At 60.7% G+C, this 19,315-nt stretch carries 12 protein-coding genes; 2 read left to right on the top strand and 10 right to left on the bottom strand.

From position 1 onward, the window contains the following. The first annotated feature begins 64 nt into the window (after positions 1–64). Together AC1IN8_RS00545 and fabA are read left to right on the top strand one after the other, a co-directional pair. The gene (locus AC1IN8_RS00545) at positions 65–2,041 is read left to right on the top strand and encodes a Lon protease family protein (RefSeq protein ID WP_202045767.1); all 1,977 of its coding nucleotides are present in this window, start codon (positions 65–67) and stop codon (positions 2,039–2,041) included. A 78-nt stretch (positions 2,042–2,119) separates the two neighbouring features. Then, positions 2,120–2,680, top strand: coding sequence for a 3-hydroxyacyl-[acyl-carrier-protein] dehydratase FabA (gene fabA / locus AC1IN8_RS00540; RefSeq protein ID WP_042648253.1), 561 nt, complete (start codon positions 2,120–2,122; stop codon positions 2,678–2,680). 83 nt (positions 2,681–2,763) lie between these two features. On the opposite strand, the gene rmf is transcribed toward fabA, so the two are convergent. From rmf to pepN, 10 genes are all read right to left on the bottom strand, one after another. Next, the gene (gene rmf / locus AC1IN8_RS00535; RefSeq protein WP_005315693.1) at positions 2,764–2,943 is read right to left on the bottom strand and encodes a ribosome modulation factor; all 180 of its coding nucleotides are present in this window, start codon (positions 2,941–2,943) and stop codon (positions 2,764–2,766) included. A 158-nt stretch (positions 2,944–3,101) separates the two neighbouring features. After that, on the bottom strand, positions 3,102–4,748 hold the full coding sequence (locus AC1IN8_RS00530) for a DUF3466 family protein (RefSeq protein WP_479757686.1): 1,647 nt from the start codon (positions 4,746–4,748) through the stop codon (positions 3,102–3,104). An 8-nt stretch (positions 4,749–4,756) separates the two neighbouring features. Continuing rightward, a complete protein-coding gene (gene uup / locus AC1IN8_RS00525) occupies positions 4,757–6,667 on the bottom strand; it encodes an ATP-binding cassette ATPase Uup (protein WP_479757685.1) in 1,911 nt (636 codons plus the stop codon). Positions 6,668–6,735: 68 nt separating this feature from the next. Next, on the bottom strand, positions 6,736–6,966 hold the full coding sequence (locus tag AC1IN8_RS00520) for a glutaredoxin family protein (protein WP_005329597.1): 231 nt from the start codon (positions 6,964–6,966) through the stop codon (positions 6,736–6,738). Then, positions 6,966–9,137 carry a bifunctional 23S rRNA (guanine(2069)-N(7))-methyltransferase RlmK/23S rRNA (guanine(2445)-N(2))-methyltransferase RlmL gene (rlmKL, locus tag AC1IN8_RS00515; RefSeq protein WP_479757684.1) on the bottom strand — a complete coding sequence of 724 codons (2,172 nt, stop codon included), beginning with the start codon at positions 9,135–9,137 and terminating at the stop codon, positions 6,966–6,968. The genes AC1IN8_RS00520 and rlmKL overlap by 1 nt, the downstream gene beginning before the upstream one ends. A gap of 285 nt (positions 9,138–9,422) precedes the next feature. Next, the gene (locus tag AC1IN8_RS00510; protein WP_342058709.1) at positions 9,423–9,959 is read right to left on the bottom strand and encodes a cell division protein ZapC; all 537 of its coding nucleotides are present in this window, start codon (positions 9,957–9,959) and stop codon (positions 9,423–9,425) included. Positions 9,960–10,044: 85 nt separating this feature from the next. Next, positions 10,045–11,055: a quinone-dependent dihydroorotate dehydrogenase gene (pyrD, locus tag AC1IN8_RS00505; RefSeq protein ID WP_265435241.1), complete on the bottom strand. Its 1,011-nt coding sequence runs from the start codon at positions 11,053–11,055 to the stop codon at positions 10,045–10,047. 46 nt (positions 11,056–11,101) lie between these two features. Beyond that, positions 11,102–15,943, bottom strand: a complete 4,842-nt coding sequence (locus AC1IN8_RS00500; RefSeq protein WP_479757683.1) for an NAD-glutamate dehydrogenase — start codon at positions 15,941–15,943, stop codon at positions 11,102–11,104. A gap of 448 nt (positions 15,944–16,391) precedes the next feature. Next, the gene (locus AC1IN8_RS00495) at positions 16,392–16,613 is read right to left on the bottom strand and encodes a DUF2835 family protein (RefSeq protein ID WP_139434462.1); all 222 of its coding nucleotides are present in this window, start codon (positions 16,611–16,613) and stop codon (positions 16,392–16,394) included. Between the two features lie 63 nt (positions 16,614–16,676). Then, positions 16,677–19,301 (bottom strand): aminopeptidase N, encoded by a 2,625-nt coding sequence (gene pepN, locus AC1IN8_RS00490; RefSeq protein ID WP_479757682.1) that lies wholly within the window; start codon positions 19,299–19,301, stop codon positions 16,677–16,679. Between the last annotated feature and the right edge of the window lie 14 nt (positions 19,302–19,315).

Raw genomic sequence — 19,315 nt, 5'->3', positions numbered from 1 at the left:
GTTACCGCCAATTGAACTGTGTATAATGGAAACAATTGATCCTATCCCCGACCGGATGTCTTAAGTGGCTGAATTAACATCAGAACAATTAAAACCCGCTTTCACGATTGAGCAGTTCCCCACACTCAGCGAGCTCGAACCCATCCCTTTTGCCGCCCTGCAACCCAGAGCCATTTCCGGCATCAAGCGACTGGCCAGTTTTGATGGTGACTGCCCGGTCATGCTGCTCAACGGCTTCCCGGGGGCGGATTATGAGAGTGTCTGCCAGACCTTGATCGCCTCTTCCAATGGCAAGGATGGCGACCTGTTCGATCTCTGCTACACCGAGAACCTCAACAACCCGTTCAAGCCTATCTGGCTACGCCTGCAACCCGGTACCGGGTTTGAATTCTGCGAGATGGTTGGCGAGCTGCTCAAGCTGATGAGCCATCATCTGGATGCCGAGCGCCTGGTCACCCGCATCATCCGCAAGCAGGAAAATGACCCCAAGATCGTGGACTTTCTCTCCGATCTGGCGGCACACGTGGCCCAGGGGCTCGAATTCCAGCACCCGGTGCTCATCAACCTGCTGATCCATCACGAAGAGCAGCAAGCGCCCGTCATCTATGGCCGGGATTTGAACTGGGACACTCTGTTTGGCTCCATCAACTACCAGACCGAGCAAGGCTCCGTCTATGCCAACCAGCACTTGCTGGAGCCGGGCCTGCTGCGGGAAGCCAACGGCGGCTACCTCATCTTGCAACTCGACGAGCTGCTCGATCAGCCCCATCTCTGGTTCAAGCTCAAGAACGCCATGCAAAAAGGCGAGCTGGACTGGAATGCCTATCAGGAAGGCAAGACCCTGACCCCCTTCTTCACCCCAGAGGCCACGCCTATCCGGTTCAAACTGATCCTGGTGGGTGACCGGCTGGATGTGGCCGAGTTCCAGATGCTGGACAGGGACATGTCCGAGCGTATCTTCCTGCGCGCCGATCTGGTGTCCGAGGTGAACATCGAAGAGGACTTGCCCGAGTTTCTACAATATCTGGCCTGGCTGCGGCTGCGCTGGAACCTGCTGGACTTCACTCCGGGTGCCCTCCTCGCCCTGTGCCGCCATGCCAGTCGTCTCTGTGACCATCAGGAGTGGCTCTCCCTCTCGGAGGTGCAGCTCAGCGCCATCATGCGCATGGCTGACAGCCTGGCCCGGGAGCTGGAGGCGGAGAAGGTGACCGACGAGCACATACTGCTCGCCCTGGAGGAGCAGGATTACCGCCTCAACTACCTGGTGGAGCAATCCGATCAGGGGGTCATCGATGGCCAGATCCTGCTGCAGACCGACGGTGAAGAGGTGGGCCAGATCAACGGCCTCTCCGTCATCCAGGTGGCAGGTCATCCCTATGACTTCGGTGAACCGGTGCGACTGACCGCCACTGTGCATCTGGGGGATGGCGACGTGGCCGACATCGAGCGCAAGGCTGAACTCGCCGGCCACATTCACGCCAAGGCGATGATGATCATCCACGGCTATCTCTCCAACAAGTTCGGCGCAGAGAACCCCTCGCCGCTCTCGGCAAACCTGGTATTCGAGCAGTCCTATCACGAGATTGACGGCGACAGCGCTTCTCTGACCGGTCTGTGCGCCCTGCTCTCTGCCCTCGCCCGCCAACCCATCTCCCAGCGTTTCGCGGTGACCGGCGCGGTCGATCAGTTCGGCAACGTGCAGGCTGTGGGTGGCGTCAACGAGAAGATCGAAGGCTTCTTCCGGGTGTGCAAGATCCACGGCATCACCGGCAAGCAAGGCATCATACTGCCAGGTACCAACGCCCAGCAGCTCAACCTCTCCGATGAGGTGATTGCCGCCGTCGAAGCGGGCCAGTTCCATATCCACCCGGTGGATCATGTGGAAGAGGCCATCGAATTGCTGACCGGCTGTGTGGCCGGCGAGCCTGACATGCCGGACACCCTGTTTGGCCGGATCCAGGACAGACTGGATGAACTCAATGGCACTGCACCCAAGAGTGGCGTGCTGCGCAACCTGCTGGGCCGTCTATTCGGCCTCTAAATAAAGTGATCGGAGTTGTTTAGCGAACAACTGTAAGCTAAATTGGCCCGGCTTTGACCCATATGAAGGATAAACAGCGTGACCCTAGATAACGACACCACTAATACCCACCTCTCCCTGTGTGAACAAGGTAAAGAGTCGTTTACCCGTGAAGAGCTGCTTGCCTGCAGCCGTGGCGAATTATTTGGTGAGGGTAACAGCCAACTGCCCGCCCCCAACATGCTGATGATGGATCGCATCGTCAAGATCAATGACAACGGTGGTGAACACGGCAAAGGCGAAATCCTGGCCGAACTCGATATCACCCCGGATCTCTGGTTCTTCGACTGCCATTTCCCTGGCGACCCCGTCATGCCGGGCTGTCTGGGGCTCGATGCCATGTGGCAGCTGGTCGGTTTCTTCCTGGGCTGGAAAGGCGGTCCGGGCAAGGGACGCGCTCTGGGTGTTGGCGAGGTGAAATTCACCGGCCAGATCCTGCCGACCGCCAAGAAAGTGACCTACAAGATCACCTTCAAGCGCGTCATCAACCGCAAGCTGGTGATGGGTATTGCCGACGGCGTGGTCGAGGTGGATGGTCGTCCCATCTACAGCGCGACCGACCTGAAAGTGGGCCTGTTCAAAGACACCACCGCATTCTGATCTGCTCTGACCCAGTCAGAGAGTGACAACGTAAAGGGGCCGCCATGGCCCCTTTCCTTTTGTAATGAGTGATGAAGTCTCGGTTACTTCATGAAGAGGCCTGAGCCTCGCCCCTCCATGGCGTCGCGCCAACCACCAAGCCAGTGCCCTCTGGCATCCAGGCATTGATACGGACACGCTTCTTTCTGTTTGCCGACTACGCCAGCCTGATAACCACGAGCGCGTGCTCTCTCCAGACGGTCCCGTTTCTGTCTCTTCATCATCTACGACCCTCTTCGTGGAACAAAAAAAGCGACCAAGTTTTCACCGGTCGCTTTCATCTTTACCCCAGGGGGGAAGCAGGGTCAAACAAAAAATTCCATGCTATTCAGACGTTGTGACACAAGATACTGAACTGCATTAATTTTTGATGACACATTTTTTATCGCTGGTAACGGCGCAGCCAGGCGAAGGGCAAGGCCAGCAGAGTCAACCAGAACAGGCTGCCACCACCGCCATCTTCACCATCCTGACCGGTCTGGTTGTTGACCGGCGCATTGCTGACCACGTAGTTGGCCGGCGTGTTGCCCTGATAGTCCGCCACGGCCGGCGTCAGCTTGACGGCGACCACGGTCGCGTTGGTGCGCAGGTTCAGATCGCTCTCGCTGTTGTAGCGATAGGCGGTGGCGGCTATGGTGCCATCACTGCTGATGCCGCTGGCATAGGCGATGTGGTAATACTTGCCATTCTGGGCACACTGCTTGGCGCCGGCATCATCCAGACCACAGATCAGGTCGTTGAGGTACCAGTTGTTGCTCGGGGACGCCGCATTGAGCAGGAAGGCTTCCTGCATGCGGTTGGTGCCGTTGGCCACAGGCTGGGTCTGATGGCGGGAGTCACGCCAGCCGACCACCATGTTGTGATCGTTGATGGCAGCGCCCTCTGAGCCGGAGCCGGAGAGCGGCTTGTCCTGCAGGGGGATGCTGGCTGCCGTGCCCGGGTTGTTCAGATTGAACAGGAACATCTCGGTCGGCCGGTTCTGACCCTTGTTGATGCTGTAACGCTGGTTACCGATCACATAGCCATTCTCGTTGACAGACACGGCCCAGCTATTTTGCAGCACACTGTCATCCTTGCCCGGCTCGCCATCGGGCAGCGGGATGATCTTGGTGGCTCCCACAGTGCCGGCATCGAGGTCCAGGGTCCAGTAGCTGGCCAGGTTGCGGCCGTCGAGATCCCCCGACCCTACCTCACCGGTGGAGCTGTAGCCCACGCCGTACAGGGTGCCATTGAATGTCGCCGCACCGAATGCAGAGGCGGTCTGCAGCACTTCGTCGCGCTGACGACCATAGTCGGGGGCCTGTATCAGCTTGTTGAAGCCACCCGAGCCATTGAGCAGCCAGAAGCTGGCCTGGGTATCGAGCCCTGGGCAGTAGCGGAAGTCGCCATACTCATCGTCATTGCCGGCGAAACACCAGTTATAGAAGTCACCGCCCACGTTGTGGCGGTACTTGCCGCTGGCGGCAGTCCCGGTCACCAGGTACTGGCCGTTGTCCAGCTTCTTGATGCTGGTCGGAACGCTCAGGCTGTGGGTGCCGGCGGCATCTTTCAGCTCGACCGGGTTGCCGTCATTGACGATGGCAAAGGCGGTGCGCAGCTTGCCATCCATCTTGTAACCCGCGCGATCGGTCGGGGCATCCCCGAGGGCCGTCACCAGGCCATCGGTCTGAGTGGTGGCGACATAGCCGATGCCGCTGCGCTGATCGACACCATCGAGGAAATCGCGGCGCCACTGGTAGGCAAAGCCCGGATTCTCGTCCCAGAAAGAGTCACAGACGGAGCTTGAAAGGAAGCAACCCTGCTCGAAACGGAAGCGATCGACCAGGAAGTCGGCAGAGCGCACGGTCGAGAAGTACTCGGCCATGTTGTTCTTGGTGTTGATCCCGATGAGTCCGCTGCCATCGGTACTGATCCCGCTGGCATATCCTTTGACTTCGTCATCGACAATGGTGAAGAAGGAGCTTTGTGCCGCCTGCGCGTTGAGGCTGGCGCCGACCAGGATGGCCAGCATGGATAATTGCTTTTTCATCTACTTCCTTAGTCTTGATGTTTCAACGCTTCCAACTCCTCCCAACGGGAGAAGGCGTGTTCCAATGCGGACTCTGCCGCATGCAATGCATCCAGTTTGGACTGGGTCTGCTCCGCCGGCAGGGAGAAGAAGCCGGGATGGTTGATCTCCGCCTGCAGGGCATCGAGTTCCGTTTCCAGCTGTTCCAGCCGGGCTGGCAGATTATCCAGCTCCAGTTGCAACTTGTAAGAGAGTTTGCGTGTTTTTTTCGCCGGCTCAGCCGCCAACGCGACAGGCTCTGCCACCTTGGCCGCAGCCGCCTTGGTCGCCTGTTGCTGACTCTGCTGGGCCCGGGTGGTCATCATGTCGGCATAGCCGCCCACGTAGTCGCTGATCCGCCCGTCCCCTTCAAACAGCCAGCAGCCGGTCACCGTATTGTCGATGAAGCGGCGATCGTGGCTGACCAGCAGCAGGGTACCGGGGTAATCGGTCAGCAGCTCTTCCAAAAGTTCCAGCGTTTCGACATCCAGGTCGTTGGTTGGTTCATCCAAAATCAACAAGTTACTGGGTTTGAGGAACAGCTTGGCCAACAGTAGACGGTTTTTCTCGCCCCCTGACAAGGCCTTGACCGGGGTCCGCGCCCGTTTGGGCTCAAACAGGAAGTCCTGCAGGTAGCCCAGGATGTGGCGGGAGCGGCCACGCACCATCACTTCCTGCTTGCCCTCCCCCACGTTGTCCACCACGGTCTGCTCGGGATCGAGCTGCTCGCGGTACTGATCGAAATAGGCCACTTCCAGGTTGGTGCCGCCCTTGACCCGCCCGCGGCTCGGCTCGAGCTGACCCAGCAGGAGCTTGATGAGGGTGGATTTGCCGCAGCCGTTGGGGCCGACCAGGGCAATCTTGTCGCCCCGCAGCACCTGCAAATCCAGCCCCTGGAACAGGGTGCGATCGCCAAAGTCCAGGCCGAGCCCTTCGGTCTCGAACACCAGCTTGCCGGAGCGGTTGACGTCGTCCAGCTGCAGCTTGGCCTTGCCCTGCAGCTCGCGGCGCTGGGAACGCTCCATGCGCATCGCCTCGAGGGCGCGCACCCGGCCTTCGTTACGGGTACGACGAGCCTTGATCCCCTGACGCACCCACACCTCTTCCTGGGCCAGCTTGCGGTCGAACTCGGCGTTTTTCAGCTCCTCGACCCGCAGCCACTCCTCCTTCCCTTGCAGGTACTGATCGTAATTGCCGGGCCAGGAAGTAATGGCGCCCCGATCGAGATCGATGATCCGGGTCGCCAGCTTGTGGATGAACTCCCGATCGTGGGAGATGAAGACGATGGCGCCGCGAAAATCCTTGAGGAACTCTTCCAGCCAGTTGATGGCGTCGATGTCCAGGTGGTTGGTCGGCTCGTCCAGCAGCAGCAGATCGGGGTCGCAGGCGAGCGCACGGGCCAGGGCCACCTTGCGCAGCCAGCCACCGGACAAACTGTCGAGGGTCACGTCGGGATCCAGCCCCAGCAGGGTCAGCACCTGGTTGATGCGGGTCTCGAGCTGCCAGCCGTTCTGATAATCGAGCTGCTCCTGCAATTCGCTCATCTTGCGGATGTTGGCGTCGGAGGGATCGTGCCCCAGCTCCAGGGAGATGTGGTGGTACTGCTTGAGCAGTTCCCCCACCCCGGCCAGCCCTTCGGCGGCATAGTCGAACACGGTCAGCTCGCTCGAAGCAGGCGGATCCTGCTCGAGACGGGTCACCTTCAAGTCCTGCTGCAACACCAGACGGCCGTCATCCAGAGACAATTCGCCCGCGATGACCTTCATCAGGGTGGACTTGCCCGCCCCGTTGCGTCCCACCAGACAGAGGCGCTCGCCGCGCTCTATGGTCAGCTCGGCATTGTCGAGCAGCGGGAAATCACTGAACGACAGACAAGCGCCGTGCAATGTCAAAAGTGCCATGTTTGTTCCTTGTTACTTATGAAAAAACGGGCGGCAGACTCTGCCCCCGTTTCATCGTCAAATCAGTCTCACCCCTGACGGGCAAGCCAGCCCTTGAGCTGTGCCAGGGTGAAGGGCCAGCCCAGTTCGCGGCCGGCGTCGTCCCGCAGCACCGGGATGCGCACCCGGTAGGCCGCAAGCCACTGTTCGTCCTCCAGGATGTCACACTGGCGAGTACTGGCGGCAAGGCCGGCCTCCTCCACCAGCGCCCAGGCCTGTTCGCACAGGTGGCAGCCGTCGGTGTGAAACAGGGTCAGCATCAGGCCTGCGTCTCGGCGTGGGTGATGATCCAGCAGTTGTGGATATGCTGGTTGCGCTCGAAATCCTTGGGCCGGGTCTTGCCGGTGATGTTCTGGGCCTTGAGGCCAGCGGCCTCGAGACCGGCCAGATCCATCTTGAAGTGACGCTTGTTGTTGGAGAACACCAGGGTGCCGTCCGCCGCCAGCAGGCGCTTGAGGTGCTGCATCAGCAGCAGGTGATCCCGCTGCACGTCGAAGCTCTCGTCCATCCGCTTGGAGTTGGAGAAGGTGGGCGGATCGATGAAGATGAGATCGTACTGCTCATCCGCTTCCGACAACCACTTCAGGCAGTCCGCCTGGACGAACTTGTGCTGACGGCCCACCAGCGAGTTGAGCCGCATGTTGTCCTGCGCCCAGTTGAGGTAGGTGTGGGACATGTCCACCGTGGTGGTTTCGCTCGCCCCGCCAAGGCCCGCGTGCACGGTGGCACTGCCGGTGTAGGCGAACAGGTTCAGGAAGCGCTTGCCGCGGGCCATCTGGCCCAGCATGCGACGGGTCTGACGGTGATCGAGGAAGAGGCCGGTATCCAGATAGTCGTAGAGGTTGACCCACAGACGGGCGCCGTACTCCTGCACCTCCATCCGGTGCTGCTCTTCGGAGAGCTTCTGGTACTGCTGCTTGCCTTCCTGACGCTCACGCACCTTGAGGATCACCTTCTCGCCGTCCATGCCGGTCACCTTGATGGCGGCCTGCACCATGTCGAGCAGACGCTGACGGGTCTTCTGGGCGGGGATGTCCTTGGGCGCGGCGTACTCCTGCACCACCAGGTAATCCCGATAGCGGTCGATGGCGGCGTTGTATTCCGGCAGGTCGGCGTCATAGAGGCGATAGCAGTCGATCCCCTCCTTGCTGGCCCACTTCTCGAGGGTCTTCAGATTCTTGCGCAGGCGGTTTGCAAAGTCCTGGGCGACCTCTTTCTGGGAGGCCACGGAGTCGAGGGCAATCTGGTAGTTGCGCAGCTGGCACTCCAGTGCCCCGTTGAACAGGCGATACTGCTTGTCGGCCCGCAGACGCAGGCAGCTCAGGAGCTCAGGGGAGGCAGACAGTATGGTGACCTTCCAGCCCTGGAAGCTGCGGCGCAGGGCATCGCCCAGGGCCTGGTGCACTTCCAGCAGGGCCGGGAACTCCCCCAGACGCTCGCCATAGGGCGGGTTGGAGATCAGCATGCCGATCTCGCGGGCCTCCCCTTCCACTGCAGGCATCGGCAGCGGGTTCTCGAGCGCGGTCACGTCGGCCTGCTTGAAGGTGATGAGGTGGGCCACCCCGGCCGCCTTGGCGTTGTCGCGGGCCTTCATCAGCACGCGAGGGTCGGCATCGCAACCAAACAGCTTGGCTTCGCAGCGTTGCATGCCGCGCTTGGCACGCACCTGGGCTTCCATCATCAGGCTCTGCCACAGTTCGCCATCGTGTTGCAGCCAGCGATCGAAACCGAAGCGCTCGCGGCGCAGGGCCGGCGCCATGTCGGCGGCGATAAAGGCCGCTTCGATGAGCAGGGTGCCTGAGCCGCACATGGGGTCCATCATGGGCTCGCCGGTCCAGCCGCTGCGGGCAATCATGGCGCAGGCCAGGTTCTCTTTGAGCGGCGCCTCGCCTGTGCCCTGACGGTAGAAGCGCTGGTGCAGCGCCGGGCCGGACAGGTCCAGGGTGATGTTGGCCTTGCCCTTGCCCAGGTGCGCCATGATGCGGATGTCCGGCGACTTCTTGTCGACGTCCGGGCGCACATGGCCGCGCTTGGTGAAGCGGTCAACGATGGCATCCTTGATCTTGAGCGCGCCGTACTGGGTATTGCGAATGGCCGGGTTGGTACCGGTGAAGTCCACGGCTATGGTGGCGGTGCCGGGGAAGTGCTCTTCCCAGGGAATGGTGTGGGCGCCGAGATAGAGATCCAGATCGTCGTTCATCTGGAATTCGGAGAGCACCAGCACAATGCGGGAGGCAAAACGGCTCCACAGGCAGGCCTTGTAGCCGATGGCCAGTTCGCCTTTGAAGTGGACGCCGGCCACGGTCTCACGGACCTGCTCCGCGCCCAGGGTGGTCAGCTCAACGGCCAGCAGGTTTTCCAGCCCCTTGGGGCAGGTTGCAAAAAATTCTTTCATCACGCTCACGGGGATGCCATAAAAATAGTGCCGCATTATACCTTATCGGCCCGCACTCGGCATCCGAACCTTGGGGTTCGCGCGAATATAAAGGGGGCTGGCCGGCGCAATTCCTCCCGTCCTTGCTCTTGTCGCCGGCACAGAGGGTGCGTGCAAGAGGATGCAACTCAATATCCAGCGCAGAAGGGAGCACGCCAAACGGCGACGAAGTGACCCAGGGAAGCTGCCGCAACGGCATGGGAGAGACGAGCAATAAATAACCGGTTTCGGTTATTTTAAGGGCGTATGAATATCAACCAAAAATAACGTGCAGAGGCAGTATCAGCTGACCTGTCGATATTGTGCCTGGGCACGGGTCCTGGTCTGCATCCGGTTATTCATCACCTTGATCACCGCGAACCTTGGCAGGATCTTGCTGGCGGTCAGCACCAGTTCCTCGGTCAGGTTCAGGCAGACACTCGCCTGATCGCCGGCCTCGATGACCATGAACTCTCCCCTGCCATGGGGAGTCTCCATCCACACCAGGGAGCCCATATCAGGCAAGCAATGAGTTTGCTGTTCATGAAAGAACCAGCTTTGTGGCATCAGGGGTTTATAAAAGCGGCTGACGGCGATGGCATTGAGTACCAGCTGAACCTGATGGGGAACACTCCAATCGAGTTCGGCGGCCTTGTCCATCAGCTGATAATAGAGGGCGGCATCGTCGACACAAAAAGGCTGGGTCGTGAAGGAGCTGGGGACGAGTTGTCGCCCCTTATATTCGGTGGCGAATATCATGCGATCGGATAAATCCAGCATCAGACGGTCATCCTGAGCATCATAATGCCACTGCCAATTGTCATTGGGTTGGATACACATGGAGTTGCCCTTACTTAAGCCGTTCCTCGACTTTATTCCATGTCGAGAATTTGAGCAACTTTAAATAAGGGCAACCGGTTATCTTTTAAATATGGGTGACGATCTCTTTGACCAGACTCGGGCCCTTATAAATAAAGCCACTGTAAATCTGGACCAGACTGGCACCCGCCGCTAATTTCTCCCGGGCGGCCATGGCGCTGTCAATACCACCCACCCCTATGATAGGCAGAGCCCCATTGAGAGCCTTGGCCAGCAGGCGGATCACCTCTGTGCTCTTGTGCTGGAGTGGACGACCGCTGAGGCCCCCTGCTTCACCGGCATGGGGCATGTCATAAATCATGTCGCGCTCCAGGGTGGTATTGGTGGCGATGACCCCATCGATCCTGTTTTTGATCAAGGAGGCGGCAACCTGATTAATTTCATCCAGGCTGAGGTCGGGGGCAATTTTAACGGCAAGGGGAACGTACTTCTTATATTGCGCGGCCAGCTCCTGCTGGCGAACCTTGAGGGCAGCCAGCAATTCATCGAGCGCCTCGCCATATTGCAGCGAACGCAGCCCCGGGGTGTTGGGGGAAGAGATATTGACGGCAATATAACCGGCATGATCATAAACCTTGTCCATGCAGATCAGATAATCGTCCTTGCCCTGCTCGATGGGGGTGTCCTTGTTCTTGCCGATATTGATGCCGATCACCCCCTGATATTTGGCCTCTTTCACCTTGGCCACCAGATGATCGACACCCTTGTTGTTGAATCCCATGCGGTTGATGATCCCTTCCGCCGGAATTACCCGGAACAACCGCGGCTTGTCATTTCCGCTCTGGGGCTTGGGGGTCACAGTGCCTACTTCAATAAAGCCGAACCCCATGGCACCAAATGCGTCGATACACTCCCCGTCTTTATCGAGGCCGGCCGCCAGTCCCACCGGATTGGCAAAATTAAGCCCCATGACAGTGACGGGGCGTTGGGGGAGTGAATGACGGAAGAAACAATCGAGCGGTGTACCGAGAAGGCGGGGCAAATACTTGATGGAGAGATCGTGTGCCTGTTCGGGATTGAGTTTGAACAGAAAATGCCTGGCGAGGGGGTACAGCATGTTTGCTCCTTAAAAAAGCCCCGGCAACTGGCCGGGGCTTTTGGGGTTATGCCGAGGTTCGGCAATTCAACTGGAGCAGGTTCAACTCTCGCAAGGCCACCGAGAACTTGGCGAACTCGTGGGTGCTGGTGGTCTTGAAGTCGGCCAACATATGGGTCCAACGGGACAAGAGTTGCTCATGCTCCGAAATCCAGTCGGCCAGTATGGTAGCGCATTCTCCCTGCTCTTTGCACCCTTCCAGTACCACGGAAGTGAGGCTGCGTTGCTGCCAGTCCAGATCCTCGCGGAAGGAGGCCCGGGCCATCGCCTGCCAGTGGTTGCCCACCGGTTGATGGTTGATCTGCTCGAGGAACCAGTGCAGATCCAGCTTGGCACCGAGGCGGTAGTAGACATTGGCGGCGCGCAGTATGTCGGTCTTGTGCTCCGCGGCAATCTGCGCCAGATCCAGGCTGGAGAACAGGCTGCTCATGTGGGCCACCCGACGGGCGATGGCTTCCGGTACCTGTTTGGCCACCAGGGCGGCGACGGCCTGGCGATGCTCGGCCACTTCGCTCTCGTCCATCACCTCGTAGAGGTGCTCCCCCAGGGTCTCGAAGGCCGGGCGGAAGAAGGCGATGTTCTCGCCGATGCTCCAGCTGCGGTTGCGGGCACGCAGGAACCAGCGAGTGGCCCGGCGCACGATGCGGCGGCTGTAGAACATCAGCTCGAGCTGGGTGTTGGCATCCACCAGGTTGTCACAGCCTTCGATGTCGCGCCACAGGGTACCCAGACCGAACACCTCCCGGGCCATGGCGAAGCAGCAAGCCACTTCGGCCACCGAGGCACCGGTCTCGTCCTTCATCCGGCTGGCGAAGTTGAGCCCCATGTCGTTGACCAGCATGTTGGCCACCCGGGTCGCGATGATTTCGCCCCGCAGCGGGTGCTGAGCCAGCTCGGCACCGAACTGCTGCTGCAACTGGGCCGGGAAGCTGGTGACCAGCATGTTGGCGAGGAAGGGCTCCTCGGTCACTTCCGGGCAGTTGAGCTGCTCTTTCAGTACCATCTTGCCGTAGGCCACCAGCACCGCCAGCTCGGGACGGGTCAGCCCCTGCCCTGCCGCCATCCGCTCGGAGAGCTCCTCGTCGGAGGGCAGGAACTCCAGCGCACGGTCCAGCTTGCCTTCGCGCTCCAGCCCCTGGATGAAGCGTTGCTGCTCTTTCAACTGCTCGGCACCACGGAAGGCGGTGACCGAGATGGACTGGGACTGGCGATAGGCGTTGGTGATGACGATCTGGGCCACGTCGTCCGTCATCTCGTACAGCATCTGGTTGCGCTGCTTGAGGGTCATGTCTCCTGCGGCCACCAGCTGGTTCAGCAGTATCTTGATGTTGACCTCGTTGTCGGAGCAATCCACCCCGCCCACGTTGTCGGTGAAGTCAGTGTTGATGTGACCACCCTGGCTGGCGTACTCCACCCGGCCAAGCTGGGTGAAGCCGAGGTTGCCGCCCTCGCCCACGATGCGGGCACGCAGATCACGGCCATTGACCCGCAGCACATCGTTGCTGCGATCCCCCACGTCGGCGTCGCTCTCGCGGGCGCTCTTCACATAGGTGCCGATGCCGCCGTTCCAGAGCAGGTCCACGTTGAGGCAGAGCAGCGCCTTGATCAGCTCGTTCGGGGCCATGCTGGCCTTGTCGGTGCCGAGCAGGGTCTGAATTTGCGGGCTCAGCTTGATGGACTTGGCGGAACGCAGGAAGATGCCGCCCCCTGCCGAGATGAGCTCCCGGTTGTAGTCATCCCAGCTCGAACCCGGCAGCTCGAACAGGCGCTTACGCTCGACGAAGCTCCTGGCCGCATCGGGAGTCGGGTCGATGAAGATGTGCATGTGGTTGAAGGCGCCCACCAGCTGGGTGTGCTCGGAGAGCAGCATGCCGTTGCCGAACACGTCGCCGGCCATGTCACCTATCCCCACGCAGGTGAAGTCGGTGGTCTGGCAGTTGACGCCGATCTCGCGGAAGTGACGCTTGACCGATTCCCAGGCGCCGCGAGCCGTGATGCCCATCTTCTTGTGGTCATAACCGACCGAGCCGCCGGAGGCGAAGGCATCGCCCAGCCAGTGGCCATACTCCTGGCTTATCTCGTTGGCGATATCGGAGAAGGTGGCGGTGCCCTTGTCGGCGGCCACGACCAGGTAGTAGTCATCCTCGTCGTGACGCACCACGGATTTGGGCGGGATCACCTCCCCCTTGATGATGTTGTCGGTGACATCGAGCAGGCCGCGAATGAAGAGGCGATAGCAGGCCTTGCCCTCTTCCTGGATGACGGCACGGGGCGCCCCCGCCGGCATCTGCTTGCAATAGAAGCCGCCTTTGGCGCCGACCGGCACTATGACGGTGTTCTTCACCTGCTGCGCCTTGACCAGACCCAGCACCTCGGTACGGAAGTCCTCCTTGCGATCGGACCAGCGCAAGCCGCCACGGGCCACCTTGCCCCAGCGCAGATGCACCCCTTCCACCCGCGGCGAGTAGACGAAGATCTCGAATTTCGGCAGCGGCAGCGGCATGTCGGTGATGCTGGAGGGGGCCAGCTTGAAGGAGATGTAGGGCTTGGCCTGACCCTCCTGATCCGGCTGGTAGTAGTTGGTGCGCAGGGTGGCGTCGATCATCTCCATGTAGCGGCGAATGATGCGATCGTCGTCCAGGTTGGCCACCTGATCCAGCTTGGCGGCGAGCTGCTCGTGCAGCTTGGCCTGCACCTTGGCATCCTGCTTGATGGCGGGATTGAGGCGCTGCTCGAACAGGGTGAACAGCAGCTCTGCGATGTCGGGGTAACGGGTCAGCGTCTCCTCGATATAGGACTGGCTGAAGGAGACGCCGGTCTGGCGCATGTATTTGGCATAGGCGCGCAGCACAGAGACCTGACGACCGGTGAGGCCGGCCCCCAGCACCAGACGGTTGAAGCCGTCATCTTCCAGGGTCTTGTTCCAGATGGCGGCGAAGGCCTGCTGGAAGCGCTGCTGGCTCTGGGCCAGATCGAATGGCTGATCGCCGCGCAGCAGCATGGAAAAGTCGAGGATCCAGAAGATCTCGCCGCTCGGGGTCCGTACCTGATAGGGCGTCTCGCCGATGACGCGCAGCCCCATGTTTTCCAGCATGGGCAAGACGTCTGAGAGGTGGATGGGCTCGGTGCGGTGGAACAGCTTGAGGCGCACCCGGCGATCGTTCTCTTCTTCCTGGGCGCGGTAGAACAGCATGCCGAGCGGCTCGGCTTCACTCAGGCCATCGAGGGCCATGATGTCGGCCACGGCAGAGCCCGGCAGTACGTCTTCCTTGTAGGCGCGGGGGAAGGCGGTGCTGAAACGGCGGCGCAGCTCGTTGCCACGGGCCTCTCCATAATGGGAGAGCAGCACGGAATCCAGGCGGTCATCCCAGCTGCGGGCCGCTTCAATCAGGTTGTTCTGTACTTCGTTCACATCCACATCCACGTTGTTGTTGTTGACCCGCACTATGTAGTGGGTCCGTGCCAGCACGCCTTCGGTGAAGTAGACGTTGAACTCCACCTCTTCGCTGCTGCCAAAATACTTCTGCAAGATCTGCTGGGTCTTGATCCGCAGCGCCGTGTTGTAGCGCTCCTTGGTGACATAGACCATGCAGGAGAAGAAGCGACCGTAGACATCCCGGCGCACGAACAGGCGCAGCATGTCGCGCTCCTGCATCTCCAGCACCCCAAGACCTGTGGCCAGCAGCTCCTCTTCCCGGGCCTGGATCAACTCGTCGCGGGGATAGGTCTCCAGCACGTTGAGCAGCGCCTTGTAGGCGTGAGAACCCTTCTCGTGACCGGAGGCGGCCATGATGCGCTCGAGGCGATGGCTGATGAGGGGGATCTGGGTGGCGCTGGTGTTGTAGATAGAGGAGGCGTAGAGGCCGATGAAGCGATCTTCCCCCACCACCTTGCCGTGTTCGTCGAAGCGCTTGATGCCGATGTAGTCCACATAGGCCGGGCGGTGTACCCGGGACTTGCTGTTGGACTTGGTGAGGATCAGCAAATCGGAGCTCAGGGCGGCGTGACGGGCGCTGGCGGGCATGTTGCCAAGGCGTTGCCCCTCGTCCTTGATGGAGTTCTTCATCAGCCCCAGGCTGGAGTCCGGCAGCGGCAGGATCTCGTGATCCCCCTCCACCGCCTTGACGTCATAACGGCGATAGCCCATCAAAGTGAAGTTGTGGGCGGCGACCCATTTCAGGAAGGCGACACAGGAGTCGACGTCTGCCTGACTGACCGGGTTCTTGCGCTTGGGCAGTTCCTCGATGATCTCGTTGAGGCGACCCAGCATGGGCTGCCAGTCCCCCACCGCCAGGGCCACTTCCCTCGCCACCGAGTTGAGCTCGGCGGTCAGGGCATCCATCTGTTCCTCATCCGTCAGATGATCGATCTCGATGAGGAAGGCGGTCTCGACCGAGGTCTGGGAGGCCGTGTTGTCGAGATCCAGGATGGCGCCTATCTTGCCATCGCCACCACGAATGAGGTGCAGCGGCTGGTGCAGCATCATGTGGGCCGTGATACCCCGGCGCTTGAGCGCCATGCGGATGGAGTCCACTAGGAAGGGAGAGTCCTGCAGGATGATCTCGACGATGGTATGGGGAGACTGCCATCCGTGGCGGGTCAGCTCGGGGTTGTAGACCCGGATATAGGGCTCTGTGCTGGTGCGCTGGTTGAGCGCATTCCACAGGCTGAGCGCAGCCCCGTAGAGATCGCTGTCATTGCGATCGTGCAGGTCGGTGCTCGCCATGTTGCCGTAGAACTTGGCGACGAAGCACTCGACCAGGGAGGCACTGTTCTTGGGCAATTTCTGATGGATCAGGCTGAGAACGTTTTCGAGCAGAACTGAGGTAGGGGCGTCTTTCAATGCCATTGCTAGTTTCCTTATCGGACGACATCACAGACACGGCGACATCCACCCAGGATGCGCGCCGGTACAGAGTTGCTGCGAAGTGTAATGACTTGGATCGCGGAAGGCGAGCAAAGGTGATAACGGGATGTTAAAAACAAGGGGCAGATCACGGCTTGGGTTGTGATAAATTTTGCCAAGTCGCTAAAATTTAGAAAATCGCACTGGTTGTAAGGCAATTTACCGGATAGATAGTGACTTAAAGCAGATATTTACCCGGAATATTGTTCATGTTTTGTTAATTTATGCGTTTTGGGCTGACGGGGCGCTCATCCTCCTGCATTTGGCGCCGCAAGCAGGCGTATTCCCCTCTACAGGAGGCTCACACCAGGGGATCGACTACGGAAAGCTACCCTTTCGAGACAGAGGCCACCGGGATGAGCCGAGAAGGGCCCGCTCTCTTCGACTCGCCTCAGGCGAGCCTCTCCAGGCGAACAAAGCGGTGATCTTCCTGGGTGACCAGCCGAAAGTGACCGTGCACCCCGTTGACGCTGACGAAGGAGCGGATCTTTTCCAGGCCCAGCTCTATGGTCAACCCCTGCTCGGTGCGCACCACCAGGCGTCTGGCCTGGCCCTGGTACATCAGCATGATCTCGTCGCGGCTGAGGGCCAGCCGAAAGGTGTACTGCCTCATTCCCCCTCCTCTTGATGAAAAACGGGCAGGAGAGCCTGGCTCCCCTGCCCGTGACCGGCACCCTTACTGCGCCAGTGCCTTGCTTACCTTCTCGAACAGATCCCGCGCCAGCCCCTCGAGGTTGGCCAGACGGGTCAGCTCGGCCCGGACGAGCGCCTTGCGCCCCTCATCCAGTCGCTTGAACTGAATGAGCGGGGTGATGAGGCGGGACGCCACCTGGGGATTGACCTCGTTGAGCGTGATCAAGAGATCGGTCAGGAAGCGATAGCCGCTGCCATCCACCGCGTGGAACTGCATCTGGTTGTTCATGGCGAAGCTGCCGATGAGCGCCCGCAGCCGGTTCGGGTTGCGGATGCTGAAGGTGGGGTGGCTCATCGCCTGTTTCACCTCATCCAGCACGTCGGCGGCAGGCTTGCAGCCCACCAGGCGCAGCCAGTTGTCCAGCACCAGGCCGTCATGGGCCCACTTGCCCTCAAAATCGGCCAGCAGCGCGGCGCGGCACGGCAGCAGATAGCCGTTGGCCACCTGCAGCGCCGCCAGGGTGTCGGTCATGTTGTCGGCGGTGGCATACTGCTCGCGCACCAGTGCATCGGCCTGCTCCGCATCCAGCGCCGCCAGATAGCCGAGCACCACCCCCTTGAGGGCGCGCTTGGCGGTGTCGGCATGGATCACCCTGTACCCCGTCAGCCGCAGGCTCTCATAGGTAGCCGCCAGACGCGCGCCGAAGGCCTCGGCGAGCTGGCCATGGATGGCATCCCGCACCCGATGGATGGCATCGATATCGGCCACCTCGAACAGCTCGGCCAGGGTCGCCTCACCGGGCAGCGCCAGGATCTCCGCCTTGAGGGCCGAGTCCAGCTCGGCCTCGTCCAGAATGGCGACGAAGGCCGCCAGCAGGGTTTGGGAGAGTTCAACTCCCTGCCCTTGCTGCACCCGTGCCACCCCGTCGATGACCGCCTTGTTGATCAGCATCTGGGCCGCATCCCAGCGGGCAAACTCGTTGCGGGCATGTCGCATCAGGAAGGCCAGCGCCTCGTCGCTGTAGTCATAGTGCAGCTTGACCGGGGCGGAGAAGTCCCGCAGCAGGGAGGGCACCGGCTTGGCCTGTACCCGATCGAACAGGAAGGTCTGCTCTTCTTCCAGCACGTCGAGCACGTTGCCGATGGCCTTGCCCTGGTACTGCAGCGCAATGACGGCACCCTGCTCGTCATAGAGTTCGATGTCGAGGGGGATGTGCAGCGGCAATTTTTGCGGCTGATCCTGGGTCGGCGGCGTGTGCTGGCGCACGTGCAGGCGATAGACGCCACTGGCGGCATCGTAGTCGTCGGTCACGGTCAGCTCGGGGGTGCCGGACTGGCTGTACCAGCGGCGGAAACGGCCGAGATCGACCCCGGAGGCATCCTCCATCGCCTGCACGAAATCATCGCAAGTGGCAGCCGAGCCGTCGTGGCGCTCGAAGTAGAGGCGCATGCCGGCCTGGAACTTATCCTCACCCAGCAGGGTGTGCAGCATGCGGATCACTTCAGAGCCCTTCTCGTAGACGGTCAGGGTGTAGAAGTTGTTCATCTCTATCACCACATCCGGGCGAATGGGATGAGCCATGGGGCCGGCATCTTCGGCAAACTGCGGACCGCGCACGGTGCGCACGTTGTTGATGCGGTTGACCCCACGTGAGCCCAGATCCGAGGAGAACTCCTGATCCCGGAACACCGTCAGCCCCTCTTTGAGGCTGAGCTGGAACCAGTCGCGGCAGGTGACCCGGTTGCCGGTCCAGTTGTGGAAGTATTCGTGGGCGATGACCCGCTCTATGCCGTGGTAGTCGCCGTCGGTGGCGGTGGCCGGGTTGGCCAGCACGAACTTGGAGTTGAAGATGTTGAGCCCCTTGTTCTCCATGGCGCCCATGTTGAAGAAGTCCACCGCGACGATCATGTAGATGTCGAGGTCATACTCGAGGCCGAAACGCTGCTCGTCCCAGCGCATGGCGTTGATGAGGCTCTCCATGGCGAAACCGGCTCTGTCCAGGTTGCCCTTGTCGACGAAGATCTCCAGGGCCACCTTGCGGCCGCTTTGGGTGGTGTAGCTACCCCGCTCCACGTCGAAGTCGCCGGCCACCAGGGCAAAGAGGTAGCTCGGCTTGGGGAAGGGATCCTGCCACTGCACGAAGTGGCGACCGCCGTCCAGCTCGCCGCTCGCAACCTTGTTGCCGTTGGAGAGCAGATAGGGGTATTTGGCCTTGTCTGCGGTGATCCGGGTGCTGTAACGGGCCAGGATGTCGGGCCTGTCCAGGTAATAGGTGATGCGGCGAAAGCCCTCCGCCTCACACTGGGTGCAGTAGGCATCGCCGGACTTGTAGAGCCCCTCCAGCGCCGTGTTGGCGGCGGGATCCAGATCCGTGACTATGGTCAGCACGCACTCGGCGGGCAGGTTGAACAGGGTCAGGCAGCTCTCCCCCTGCTCGAACCGGGTGAAGGGGACGCCGTCCACGCTGACGCTGTGCAAGACCAATCCTTCCCCGTCCAGCACCAGGGGCTCGTTGTGCTCGCCGCTGCGGCGCAGCCGGGAGATGGCGGTCACCCGGGTCAGGGGTTCCTGCAGCTGAAAATCGAGATCGATGCTGTCGATCCAGTAGAGGGGCGCCCGGTAATCCTGGCGATACTTGGCCGTCATGGCCTGGGAGTGATCGGTCATTATTGTCTGCTTCC

Source organism: Aeromonas sp. 130281, from assembly GCF_056642115.1.
This window is presented reverse-complemented; position numbering and strand designations above follow the sequence as displayed.

What these genes read in the sequence shown, in the direction of transcription:
- rmf (WP_005315693.1), bottom strand. Translation starts at nt 2,943, where the DNA reads ATGATGAAGAGACAGAAACGGGACCGTCTGGAGAGAGCACGCGCTCGT.
- AC1IN8_RS00530 (WP_479757686.1), bottom strand. Translation starts at nt 4,748, where the DNA reads ATGAAAAAGCAATTATCCATGCTGGCCATCCTGGTCGGCGCCAGCCTC.
- uup (WP_479757685.1), bottom strand. Translation starts at nt 6,667, where the DNA reads ATGGCACTTTTGACATTGCACGGCGCTTGTCTGTCGTTCAGTGATTTC.
- AC1IN8_RS00520 (WP_005329597.1), bottom strand. Translation starts at nt 6,966, where the DNA reads ATGCTGACCCTGTTTCACACCGACGGCTGCCACCTGTGCGAACAGGCC.
- rlmKL (WP_479757684.1), bottom strand. Translation starts at nt 9,137, where the DNA reads ATGCGGCACTATTTTTATGGCATCCCCGTGAGCGTGATGAAAGAATTT.
- AC1IN8_RS00510 (WP_342058709.1), bottom strand. Translation starts at nt 9,959, where the DNA reads ATGTGTATCCAACCCAATGACAATTGGCAGTGGCATTATGATGCTCAG.
- pyrD (WP_265435241.1), bottom strand. Translation starts at nt 11,055, where the DNA reads ATGCTGTACCCCCTCGCCAGGCATTTTCTGTTCAAACTCAATCCCGAA.
- AC1IN8_RS00500 (WP_479757683.1), bottom strand. Translation starts at nt 15,943, where the DNA reads ATGGCATTGAAAGACGCCCCTACCTCAGTTCTGCTCGAAAACGTTCTC.
- AC1IN8_RS00495 (WP_139434462.1), bottom strand. Translation starts at nt 16,613, where the DNA reads ATGAGGCAGTACACCTTTCGGCTGGCCCTCAGCCGCGACGAGATCATG.
- pepN (WP_479757682.1), bottom strand. Translation starts at nt 19,301, where the DNA reads ATGACCGATCACTCCCAGGCCATGACGGCCAAGTATCGCCAGGATTAC.